Annotated in this window: 16 protein-coding genes and 1 pseudogene; all 17 read left to right on the top strand. The window is 68.4% G+C overall.

Annotation, left to right across the window (positions count from 1 at the left end; genetic code table 11):
* The coding region (locus tag VV01_RS23710) for an acyl-ACP--UDP-N-acetylglucosamine O-acyltransferase family protein (protein ID WP_197274962.1) at window positions 1–964 on the top strand (964 nt) is incomplete at its 5' end.
* 140 nt (window positions 965–1,104) lie between these two features.
* Window positions 1,105–1,302, top strand: a pseudogene (locus VV01_RS24850) (DUF6573 family protein); the annotation flags it as partial.
* Window positions 1,303–1,352: 50 nt separating this feature from the next.
* Window positions 1,353–1,541, top strand: a complete 189-nt coding sequence (locus VV01_RS00380; protein WP_157508674.1) for a hypothetical protein — start codon at window positions 1,353–1,355, stop codon at window positions 1,539–1,541.
* Between the two features lie 452 nt (window positions 1,542–1,993).
* Complete coding sequence (locus VV01_RS00375; RefSeq protein WP_050668154.1) at window positions 1,994–2,188, top strand: hypothetical protein; 195 nt, start codon at window positions 1,994–1,996, stop codon at window positions 2,186–2,188.
* An 84-nt stretch (window positions 2,189–2,272) separates the two neighbouring features.
* The gene (locus VV01_RS00370) at window positions 2,273–2,503 is read left to right on the top strand and encodes a hypothetical protein (protein ID WP_157508673.1); all 231 of its coding nucleotides are present in this window, start codon (window positions 2,273–2,275) and stop codon (window positions 2,501–2,503) included.
* Between the two features lie 38 nt (window positions 2,504–2,541).
* On the top strand, window positions 2,542–2,778 hold the full coding sequence (locus VV01_RS23705) for a hypothetical protein (protein ID WP_050668152.1): 237 nt from the start codon (window positions 2,542–2,544) through the stop codon (window positions 2,776–2,778).
* Window positions 2,775–3,461 carry a DUF3560 domain-containing protein gene (locus VV01_RS00360; protein ID WP_197274961.1) on the top strand — a complete coding sequence of 229 codons (687 nt, stop codon included), beginning with the start codon at window positions 2,775–2,777 and terminating at the stop codon, window positions 3,459–3,461. The genes VV01_RS23705 and VV01_RS00360 overlap by 4 nt, the downstream gene beginning before the upstream one ends.
* A 78-nt stretch (window positions 3,462–3,539) precedes the next feature.
* Window positions 3,540–3,833 carry a hypothetical protein gene (locus VV01_RS00355; RefSeq protein WP_050668150.1) on the top strand — a complete coding sequence of 98 codons (294 nt, stop codon included), beginning with the start codon at window positions 3,540–3,542 and terminating at the stop codon, window positions 3,831–3,833.
* A 2-nt stretch (window positions 3,834–3,835) separates the two neighbouring features.
* Window positions 3,836–4,456, top strand: a complete 621-nt coding sequence (locus VV01_RS00350; protein ID WP_157508672.1) for a DUF4192 family protein — start codon at window positions 3,836–3,838, stop codon at window positions 4,454–4,456.
* A gap of 371 nt (window positions 4,457–4,827) precedes the next feature.
* Complete coding sequence (locus VV01_RS00345) at window positions 4,828–5,259, top strand: single-stranded DNA-binding protein (protein WP_050668112.1); 432 nt, start codon at window positions 4,828–4,830, stop codon at window positions 5,257–5,259.
* 32 nt (window positions 5,260–5,291) lie between these two features.
* A complete protein-coding gene (locus VV01_RS00340; RefSeq protein WP_157508661.1) occupies window positions 5,292–5,819 on the top strand; it encodes a hypothetical protein in 528 nt (175 codons plus the stop codon).
* A gap of 425 nt (window positions 5,820–6,244) precedes the next feature.
* A complete protein-coding gene (locus VV01_RS23700) occupies window positions 6,245–7,078 on the top strand; it encodes a hypothetical protein (protein WP_050668109.1) in 834 nt (277 codons plus the stop codon).
* A 142-nt stretch (window positions 7,079–7,220) separates the two neighbouring features.
* A complete protein-coding gene (locus VV01_RS00325; protein WP_231635120.1) occupies window positions 7,221–7,814 on the top strand; it encodes a helix-turn-helix domain-containing protein in 594 nt (197 codons plus the stop codon).
* A gap of 96 nt (window positions 7,815–7,910) precedes the next feature.
* Window positions 7,911–8,168 (top strand): hypothetical protein, encoded by a 258-nt coding sequence (locus tag VV01_RS00320; RefSeq protein ID WP_050668107.1) that lies wholly within the window; start codon window positions 7,911–7,913, stop codon window positions 8,166–8,168.
* 72 nt (window positions 8,169–8,240) lie between these two features.
* Window positions 8,241–8,612 (top strand): hypothetical protein, encoded by a 372-nt coding sequence (locus VV01_RS00315; RefSeq protein ID WP_050668106.1) that lies wholly within the window; start codon window positions 8,241–8,243, stop codon window positions 8,610–8,612.
* Window positions 8,609–9,283, top strand: coding sequence for a hypothetical protein (locus VV01_RS23095; RefSeq protein ID WP_050668105.1), 675 nt, complete (start codon window positions 8,609–8,611; stop codon window positions 9,281–9,283). Before VV01_RS00315 ends, VV01_RS23095 begins: the two co-directional genes overlap by 4 nt.
* A complete protein-coding gene (locus VV01_RS00305) occupies window positions 9,280–10,044 on the top strand; it encodes a lysophospholipid acyltransferase family protein (protein WP_050668104.1) in 765 nt (254 codons plus the stop codon). The genes VV01_RS23095 and VV01_RS00305 overlap by 4 nt, the downstream gene beginning before the upstream one ends.
* The last annotated feature ends 7 nt before the right edge of the window (window positions 10,045–10,051 follow it).

Here is a 10,051-nt window from a genome sequence, read left to right as displayed (position 1 = left end):
TGTGGCCCGCCGCACCGGGCTGGACAAGGCCGAGGTCGAGGCGGTCAGGAAGGCCCACAAGGCCGGAGTGACGGGGGAGAAGGTCACTCAGCGCGAAGGCCTCTCGCTGACGGACCTGGCGCTGCTTGCGCCGTACGAGGACGACCCGGAGGCGATGGAGTTCCTGACCGCCTTCCGGTCGAGTGGTGACGGGCTCAAGCGTCGTATCGACTCCTGGCACAGCGCCAAGGAGGACGAGGCTCTGATGAGCCAGGCGCGCGAGTACTGGCAGGACAAGGGCGCACGGCTGACCAGGAAGGACTACGACGACCGGCGCCTGACCCCGAAGGAGGTCACCACGCGCGAGGGCAAGCCGCTGCCGCAGGACCCGGAGGTGCTGGCGCAGATGCCCGGGGTCGAGCTGGCGCTGAGCATCGACCGCCGACGCGGCAAGGACAAGGACGGCAACAACGTGACCGAGAAGTACGTCCGCGTGGAGGCCCTGGTCAGCAAGCCCTCCCAGAACGGCTACATGAAGCGCACCACCGACGCCCAGGGCAGCATCCTGGACGCCGAGCAGGCCAAGGAGCAGCGCCGCGCCGCGACTCAGGCCCGCAACGAGTGGGGCGAGGCCGAGCAGGCCCGCCGCGCCTTCATCGCTGGCCTGCTCGACGCGAAGACGCCGCCCACCGGGCACGAGAACATCGTCGCGGCCTGGCTCGCGCAGGGGAACCGGCCCAACCTGGTCCAGATCGCGCCGCTGTTCCACGCCGACGCCGCGCAGATCCTGCGGCAGATCAAGAGCCCCCGCACCACCGCCAAGCGCCGCCAGACGCTGGCCGCCGTCGTCGCCCTCATGCAATGGGAGGCCGGAACCAGCCTCACCACTCACAAGTACCCCGACAGCATCGACGGGCACATGATGCGAGCCCTCATCAAGGCAGGCCACCAGGCCACCGAGGCCGAGCGCAGCATCACCAAGTAGCAGCACCAGGGGAGTGAGCCGCCCCGCGCGGCTCACTCCCCGCAGCGATCGCCCACAGGGTGAGACAAAACAAGTAGGCACTACCCACTAGACCAGAAAACAAGTAGACTCTAACTATCAACCACACACAGGAGGACACCATGAGCAGCAACTTCTGGGACTCGGCCGAGGTCATCGCCGCGTACTCGCGCGCCGACGCCCTGCGCGACCGCACCCTGCACGCCCTGGACCGCACCACTGCCCAGGCCGCCGGGTTCACCGTCCCGGTGGACGCCACCGACGCCGCCTGGACCGACGCGATCGAGTGGGGGCCGACCCAGGAGAAGGCCAACCCGCGCGCCTACCAGCACCAGCGCGCGCGGCTGTGGACGTGCTCATGCTCGCCGGGATGGCCGCACGCTCCGCCGCGAGTCGGCAGGCCAGCGTCCGAGTGGGGGAGCGGTTCGCCTTCACCGTCGCCCGCGTCCCTGGCGACCGCCCCGCCGAAGAGGCCGAGGACCGCACCCTGCACCTGGTCGTCGGTGCCGACGACAGCGGCGCGATGACCTTCGTCATCATGCTCCCCGACGAGGACTGAGCGTCACCGGCGGCTCGGCCTCGGGTGGGGTCGGGCCGCCGGCCTGCGGCCGGTGGTGGCGGCCAGCCCTGGCGGGCTGTCTGTGTGGTGTGGTGCTGTGCGCGTGCGGCTCGCCCGCCGCTGCCGCGTCGGGCGAGCCACCCGAGCCCAGCACCACGGCGTCGGCGCCCGTGGCCGGTCTCAGCTGGTCGAGCCCGCCGGTGGTGGCGTAGAGCTCGGGGGACAGGCGGCCTTGGAGGGGTGGGGGTGGCCCGGTTTCGCGCGGAATGCTGCGGTTTTCTGGGTGCTCACCATGTGAGACAAAACAAGTAGGCACTACCCACTAGGCAATAAAACAAGTAGACTCTAACTATCAACCACACCACAGGAGGACACGATGAGCACGCGAGTCGAGACCACGGCCAACCCGGTGATGCTGGCCCGAGAGGCAGGCCTTGACTCGGCCCTGTGGCGTGTCCAGGACCGCCCGACCAACCACCGAGGCCTGCCGCATCCTCGACGCGATCCACGACGAAGCGCTCAGCAAGGCCGACCGCTGGCTGGGCGAGGTCGAGCAGGGGCGCGCGGGGGTCGCGACGTTGGACTACGTCCGCGACCTGATGGAGATCGTGCACGCCATCCAGGCCCGCCGCATCCCGCGCGCCTGACAAACAAGTAGCCACTCATCCAATAGCGGGAGGACCCATGATCGACGCGCCGCAGCTGTGCCAGCACGGCTACGAGGCCGAGCAGTGCCCCGACGAGCAGCCGCAGAGGTGCGCCGCGCGGTCGAGTACGTCCACCGCGCCGCCTATGCCTACGCCGTTCAGTTCAGCCTGGTCAGCCGTGACGACGCGGAGCGTTTCGCGGCCGAGTGCGCACGCGACGAAGCCCGAACCGGCCGCTACCTGTGGGACGCCGACCCCGTCGCACCCGCAGGACTCGACACCGCACTTCACGCCTTCTTGGGCATCCCCGCCTGAGCACTGACACCCAGCCCACCCAACAGACAGGACACGCCATGACCCGAAGCGACACCGCAGACCTGCACATCACCCACACCAGCGCCGAAGGGACCACGATCGAGGGCACCGCGCGCGGTGACGGCACCAAGCCGGCCCTGGTCGCGAACAGGTGGCGATGGAGCCGCAACCTGGGCGCGTGGTACCTGCCGCACACCCGAGACCGTGCGCCCAAGCGCGACGCGATCGAGCAGACCGCGACCGACCTGCGGACCGCAGGTTCACCGTGGCGGTGACCATCGACGCCACGCCCCGCGGACCAGGTCGAGGCCGAGGCCGACCGGGCCGAGCGCGCAAGCGACCGAGCCGAGCGGTTCGCCCAGCGAGCCGAACGACGCCAGGCGACAGCGACGCAGCATGGAACAGGGCGGAGCAGATCAACCAGCGGTTCGCGGGAGGTCAGCCGATCCTCGTCGGCCACCACAGCCAGCGCGGAGCCGAGCGCGACCAGGAGCGCGCCCACGCTCTGCTTGGCCGCAGCGTCGAGCAGCAGCGCCAGGCCGACGAGGCCCGGCGCCGAGCCGAGACGGCAGCCAGCGAGGCCAGCGGCCGCGAGGAGCCGCACCAGGTCGCCCGCCGCATCGACGCACTCACTGCCGATGTGCGCCGCCTCGAGCGGCAGACCAACGGCCGCCCCAGCGAAGAACTCGACCACGCACGCGCGCAGCTCGAGCACTGGCGGCACGTACGCGCCCAGCAGGTCGAGGCAGGCCAGACGCGCGCCTACACCCGTGAGGACATCGCCCCCGGCGACCTCATCCAGATCCGCCGCAACGAGTGGGAACGTGTGACCCGCGTCAACGCCAAGACCGTCACGGTCTACCGGCCCGAAGGGTGGAACGTCGCCCGAGTCAGGTACCACCAGATCCGCGACCACCGGCGCCCGAGCCAGGAGAACGCGGGGGAGTCCACCACCTGAGACAAAACAAGTAGGCACTACCCACTAGGGCAGAAAACAAGTAGACTCTAACTATCAACCACACCACAGGAGGACACCATGGCTGCAACGCCCACCATCACGCCCCAGGGTCTGGCGACCGCACTGCCGCGCATGATCGGCTACCAGCCGCGCGACATGCTCTGTGTCGTCGCGCTAGCCGAGCAGGAGGGCAAGGCCACCATCGTCGGCGTCGCCACAGTGCCCCGCGAGCCCGAGCAGGAGGCGCGGTTGGTGGCGATCAACGCAGTCCGCGACCTGGCTGCACAGCGCGCAGAGTTCTTTCACCTGGTCGGCTACGAGGACGCACCGGGCGGGTGCTTCCGCTCATGGCAGCCGCCGAGGTCGAGGTGAGCATGAGCGACGCCGCCCTACTCGGGTCGCTCCTGGTCAGCGGCGGCATGGTGACCGACACCGTCACTCAGGAGAGCGCACCGCTTGACGAGGTCAGCGACGACCTCACCCACCTTGCGCCCGCGCCCACCCACGACCGCGACGGCATGGTCGCCGCATGGGCGGCTCGGGGCACCCTCACGCCGAAGGACACCGGCCGGCCGTGGGTGGACGCATGGGTCCACGTCCTCGAGGGCACCGCAGACGACGCCGACGTGCAGGCGGCCGCCTACGCGCTCCAGGACGTCGACGTCCGAGACGTCATCATCGGCACCGCCGCCACCTTCCCGTGGCCGATGCCGACCGACGTCGGCGCCGACGTCGAGCCCCTGCGCAAGTTCGCCGACCGGCTCAACGTGGACGCGCTGCGCCGGGCCGTCGTGCGGCTTGCCGACGGCCCCGACGCCGTGCCCTTCCTCACCGTCGCGGCCTGCCTGACCTACGCCGCGGGCAGGATCGAGACCGCCATGCTGCGCGCACGGCTTGACGCGCTCAACGCGCGTGAGCACTACCGCCTTGCCGCTCTGATCCTCGCGATCTATGACCGCGCGATCGGCCCCAAGGACCTGTTCCGCGCCCGGTGACACCACGGCGGCTCGGCCCGTAGGGGTCGGGCCGCCGGCCCGTTGGGCCGGTGGTGGCGGCCAGCCCTGCGGGCTGTCTGTGTGGTGTGGTGCTGTGCTCGTGCGGCTCGCCCGCCGCTGCCGCGTCGGGCGAGCCACCCGAGCCCAGCACCACGGCGTCGGCGCCCGTGGCCGGCGCAGCTGGTCGAGCCCGCCGGCGGTGGCGTAGAGCTCGGGGAAAGGCGGCCTTGGAGGGGTGGGGGTGGCCCGGTTTCGCGCGGAATGCTGCGATTTTCTGGGTGCTCACCATGTGAGATAAAACAAGTAGGCACTACCCACTAGACCAGAACACAAGTAGACTCTAACTATAAACCACACCACAGGAGGACACGATGAGCACGCGAGTCGAGACCACGGCCAACCTGATCAAGATGCCCGAGCTCGAGCAGTCCAAGACGGGCAAGCCATACGCCCGAGTCCGAGCCCTGCACACCGTGCGCGCACGCAACACCTCGACGGGGGAGTGGGGCGACCTCGAGACCATCGCGTACGACCTGGTCGTCTTCGGCCAGGACGCCGAGGGCCTGTGCCGCACCGCGCCGAGCGGTCGCAAGAACCTGCGAGTCCGGTTCGCCGGCCGCCTCGAGGTCGAGGTCTGGCAGCGCGAGGACGGCACCACCGGCCGATCCAACAAGGTCGTGACCGACTACATCGCGCCCATGTGGACGCAGGACCTGCAGCTCAGCACCCGAGGGGGCGCACCGGCGCCCACCGCACCGACTCCGGTCGACGAGGACGGCTGGCCGATCCACGGCCAGGCCTGAGCCCAGAGACCACACGAGCGGAAGGATCCGTCATGGGAATGCGAGCCGTCGTCACCTGGAGCGACTACCCCGGCCTGGAGCCCGAGATGCTGTACGCGCGGTGGGGATCACCGATGTACAAACTGGCACCGCTGGCCAGGTTTCTGAACGAGTGCATCGTCTTCGGTCAGCGACCGGACGTGCACCTGTATCGCCTGTGGGCCGGCGCCCACCCCACCGAAGACACCATCACCGAGCCGTTCCACCCGGCCGAAGGCGAAGGCCTGCCCAGTGACCTCAACTGGCTGTGGACGATCGAGACGCAGGATCACTCCAGTGGCTGGAGGGTTCGCATCCGCGTCGAACCGCGCGGCGTCGGCGCCCGATGCCTAGCCCCGGAAGACCTGTCCGTCACGGAGGACAACCTCCTGCCGCTGATCGACCGAGCACACGAGTGGCTGCGACACATCGCAGATGGCGAGGCGTTCGAGGCCCAGCGCGTGATCGCACGCAACCAAGCCGACGACCTCGAGCAGCTCGCCGACTACCACCGACGAGCCCGGATCCACGCCGTCGTCTAATCGGCTCCTGTGCCCCTGACCTCCCGCGACGCACAACAGGTCGCGGGAGGTCAGGCCTCAAGCCGTGCGTCAGTGGTCCGCGAGACGCTGGGGGAGTGGTGGGACAGAACGACGGCCGGCGGCCGCAGCACCAGCTGCCGACCAATCAGGACTGGCCGTCAGACGCCAGACTCGAGCGGATCGGCTACGCGCCCCACCCGATCGACGTCACGGCCCGGGTCGAGTGGCCGGACGGAACCCACCAGCACGTCGCCGCGAAGGCCGTCAGGTGGCTGGGGGAGAGGGTGCATGTCACCTGGCGCGACTATGCCCGGTGCGGAGGCACCGTCAACGTCTGGCTGAACGCCCGAGACGTGCAGCGACGACCGCGTGTGCCTTAGCGAATCTGCACCGTGCTGCCGAGACGGCGCGCTTATCGTTCGTGCATGAGTGACTGGCGGCCAGGGGAGCGGAAGCGACGGCATGCGTTGGAAGGGCCGTTCGATGGGGTCCCGGAGCACCTTGTCGCCCCGCTGCGCGACTGGTGCCACGCGATCCTGACCGGGAACGATGACCTGCTCGAGAAAGTGTGTGTGTCCCTACGCCTACCGAGCTATGGCTACGGAGCAACTGGTCGCCACAGCTTGTTGTCCGAAGCAATCGCACCACCCCGCCACCTGCTGCTCGACATTGTCGAGTTCCTAATTGAGAGCTCGACTGAGTGGGATTCGTCGGTCGGTTATGAAGACGTCCAAGAGCTGGACAAACTGCTGGCACGGGGAAACTCGCTGTTTCGTGTGAAGCCCGATCACAGGGGGCTTCTGACGCAGGTTCTGCCCGCCGTCAAGGCCGAGGTCCAGGAGGTCGTTGACTCAGCAGGGGAGACGTCGGCTGGAGGACACCTCGCCGAGGCTTGGGGGGCGGCGTACGCACGCACCCCGGACCCAGTGAAGGCGTACAGCGAGAGCATCAAGGCGGTGGAGGCGGCGCTTGCGCCACACATCTCACCGCAGAACAGCAAGCAAACGCTCGGCACCATGATCACGAACGTGTCCGACAAGCCGACCAAGTGGACCTGCGTGCTGCCGTCGAACGATGCCGAGAGCGGCGTCCTCATGGTGCTCGCGCTGATGAGGGCGTTGTGGACTGGTCAGACCTCGCGGCACGGCGGTCTCGGCCCGACGCGTCATGAGACGCCCGACGAGGCACGCGCTGCTGTGCACCTGGCTGCCACCGTGGTGCAGCTCGCGACGAGCGGGGCATTCAGGTTGGCTGATTGACATAATCATAATTATCGGCGTTGCACGCAATAAAATTGCATTACATGCATGTTTGCCGGTCTTGACAGTGCTAATCATCGTATGATGCGCTGTGGGTATGGAAGTACACCCCGTCAAGCTCGTATGGCAGCTGCAGCGTGTGATGAGTGACCGCGAGATCCGGTACAGCGCCGAGCTGCGGCGCCGGCTGGAGCTCGTCCTGGGTGATGAGACGCCCTCGGAGGCCCAGCTGTCGCGGATGGTGCGAGCCCGGCCGGAGCGTCTGACCATGCGGACCCTTGAGGGTCTGTGCGAGGTCCTGGCCTGTGAGCCAGGCGATCTGCTCACCCGTCCTCGAACCCGTCAGGAGACGACCATGTCCACCTACGAGTCACCCGAAGAGCTCGCCGAGGCGATCGGCCTGCAGTACGACCCGGGCAGTGAAGACATCATCCCGGGCTTTCCCAGCGAGGCCGACTGGGGCTGGAACGCCTCCGGGTTGGGCACTGGTCCCGACCAGGACGGCGGCCGTTGGCTGGTGACCTTCGCCCGAGCCCGTGCGGATGCGGCCGAGGGGCACCTGATCGGGTACGAGGTCGACGGCCGCCATCAGCGGACCGGTCGGTGCGTGCTGATCCGGTCGCCGTGGACAGCCGAGCGCGATCAGACCGAGCTCCACCGCGCGATCCGAGAGGGCTGGTGGGAGCCGAACGGCCTCAGCACCCTGCACGATCTCGACGCTCGCCTGATCCGCTAGGACGGCGCGAAGTCGTGGGCTGTCACACCTGCCGACAAGGATGGCCGGGCCAGTGCAGCAACGCCGGCCCGACCCACACGAGATTGGAGCTCGAGCATGAACGATGCGAATCGGACGCGTAACTCCGTCCTGGCGGCCGCGGATCGCGCCGACGACGACCGGCTGGCGAACAAGTGCATGTTGATGGCCTCGGTCGTGTTTCTTGCGACATGGCTGCTCATGGTGGTGACCGATGACGCGATCCCGCCAGGAGTGGTCGGTGTCGCTGTCGTGGTTGGCTGGATCGCCGCAGGACTCATGTTCAGCGCGGGCGTCTACTTCTACCTGCGCAGCCGGGTTCGCAGCGGCGACTAGTCAGCACAAAGTGAATGGCCTGGCGGGTGCAGCAACACCACGCCAGGCCCTGACCGAGATTGGAGCTCGATCATGGACAAGTCTACGAACCAGAACGACATCGCTCGACTCAATGCAGAGCTGCAGATTGCGCAGCTCGCCAAAGCTCAGCACATGGACCGAGCGAAGATGGCTGCGGGCAGTGCTACTTTCGCGGCGGTGTGTCTGGTCGCTCTGCTGTCGATCCCGTGGGTGTTCGACCTCCTGGTGGACGCCCAAGTCAAGACGGAGGGCGCATTCGCTCTCACGATGTGGCTGGGCACCGTCTTCCTCGGGGTGATCTTCATCGGCTGCCTTGGCGTGACGTGGTTCCACCTTCTTCGGGTGGCCAGCGCGAGCCGTGATGCACTCGACGCGCTGCGGAGGTTGGGGCCTGAGGGATATGCCGCCGGGGCCCAGCGATGAACGATTCTGCGGACGCGATCGGCGGCCTGCTGGCTCCGTCCAGCTGGAGCGCCTGGCCGTACTACATCGTGGCTGCCGGTGTGCTTGTGGTGCTGATCGAGGTAGCGGTCAGCAGGTCCACGAGCAACGCGCGGTCGTGGGCGTGGACGACTGTCGCGGTGGTGGTGTGCTCCGGAGGGGTGCTCGCGGCTGCTGCAGGGACTCGAGCTGTGGCTGTGCGGGTCGTGCGGGATCAGGCGCACGGTAGCCCGGTCGGCGCTGCGCTGAGGGGGGCGCTGGACATCGACGGCCTCCCACCGTCGTCCGCAGCGGTCTATATCCCGTCCGTGTTCCTGCTCCTGGTGGCGCTAACGGTCTTCTTGTACGTCGCAGCCGTGATGGTCTGGGTTCTCGCCGCCGGGCTGCCCATTGTGGTCTGCGCGGACAAAGCCACCCGGGACAGGTGGCTGCCACGGTTGCAGTCAGTGAGCGCGATCGCGCTGCTGTGGCCGGTGGTGATGGGCGTGGGCGTCGGCGTACTCGTCTGGTCTCACCACGCAGACCAGACGCCGACAGTTCGTGCTGTGTGGGCGGAGGCGGTCCTCGTTTTCGAGGCGTATGCGTTCTTCATCCTGCCGCGGATGACGCGCAAGACCTGGGCCACCGCGACACGAAGTGAGGCGCGCTCATGACCGACCGCGCCGGTACCGGTGGCTCGCCTGTTGCCGTCCGACCACCCGCGACCGGGCTGCGCCGGCACGTCAGGAACGCGGCAGGGTTCGCCCTGGTCTGGGGGGCGTCGAAGGTTCCGCACCGGGTGAGCTTCGTTCGCTCAGCAGGAATTCCACGTACTGGCCCGGTGCTGGTCGTGGCCAACCATCTGTCCATGACTGAGGCCCTCGCGCTGGCGCGGACGGTGATCGGGCACCGCCGCTTCCCGCACGCGCTGGCGATGGCGGAGGTGTTCTCCTGGCCCGTGGTTGGTTGGCTCGCCCGCCAGACCGGGCAGATCCCCGTACACCGCGGCACGGAGGCGGCCGCGCACGCGCTCGAGGTTGCGGCCGCGCGGCTGGAGCACGGGCAGGTCGTGGTGATCTACCCCGAGGGCAGGCTCACCCGCGAACCGGATCTACGCCCCGGTCCGGGCAAGACCGGCGCGGCCCGACTCGCTCTGAACCATCCACATGTGCCCGTCGTGCCCGTCGGGATGTGGGGTCCGCGCCCTGGGAGCCGGCATATCTGGCACCGCCACCGTGCCCACCTGGTCGTCGGCGACCCGATCGACCTCACCCGATGGGCTAACCGGGGCAACGACACGGCTGCAGTAGCTGAGGCGACCGCAGCAATCATGGCCGCGATCACCGCTCTGGTCGAAACCGCCCGCGGCGCACCCTTCGACACCAGCGGCGCCGGTGCTGACCTCACCCCGCCGCCGCGCTCGACATCGAATTAAGGCGGCC

It is taken from the genome of Luteipulveratus halotolerans (assembly GCF_001247745.1).
GTDB lineage: Bacteria > Actinomycetota > Actinomycetes > Actinomycetales > Dermatophilaceae > Luteipulveratus > Luteipulveratus halotolerans.
The sequence above is the reverse complement of the archived record's forward strand: the minus strand, read 5'-3'. Positions and strand labels throughout refer to the sequence as shown.

Coding starts and splice junctions, on each gene's coding strand:
- VV01_RS00380 (WP_157508674.1), top strand. CDS start 1,353: ATGGCCGCACGCTCCGCCGCGAGTCGGCAGGCCAGCGTCCGAGTGGGG.
- VV01_RS23705 (WP_050668152.1), top strand. CDS start 2,542: ATGACCCGAAGCGACACCGCAGACCTGCACATCACCCACACCAGCGCC.
- VV01_RS00355 (WP_050668150.1), top strand. CDS start 3,540: ATGGCTGCAACGCCCACCATCACGCCCCAGGGTCTGGCGACCGCACTG.
- VV01_RS00350 (WP_157508672.1), top strand. CDS start 3,836: ATGAGCGACGCCGCCCTACTCGGGTCGCTCCTGGTCAGCGGCGGCATG.
- VV01_RS00345 (WP_050668112.1), top strand. CDS start 4,828: ATGAGCACGCGAGTCGAGACCACGGCCAACCTGATCAAGATGCCCGAG.
- VV01_RS00340 (WP_157508661.1), top strand. CDS start 5,292: ATGGGAATGCGAGCCGTCGTCACCTGGAGCGACTACCCCGGCCTGGAG.
- VV01_RS23700 (WP_050668109.1), top strand. CDS start 6,245: ATGAGTGACTGGCGGCCAGGGGAGCGGAAGCGACGGCATGCGTTGGAA.
- VV01_RS00325 (WP_231635120.1), top strand. CDS start 7,221: ATGAGTGACCGCGAGATCCGGTACAGCGCCGAGCTGCGGCGCCGGCTG.
- VV01_RS00320 (WP_050668107.1), top strand. CDS start 7,911: ATGAACGATGCGAATCGGACGCGTAACTCCGTCCTGGCGGCCGCGGAT.
- VV01_RS00315 (WP_050668106.1), top strand. CDS start 8,241: ATGGACAAGTCTACGAACCAGAACGACATCGCTCGACTCAATGCAGAG.
- VV01_RS23095 (WP_050668105.1), top strand. CDS start 8,609: ATGAACGATTCTGCGGACGCGATCGGCGGCCTGCTGGCTCCGTCCAGC.
- VV01_RS00305 (WP_050668104.1), top strand. CDS start 9,280: ATGACCGACCGCGCCGGTACCGGTGGCTCGCCTGTTGCCGTCCGACCA.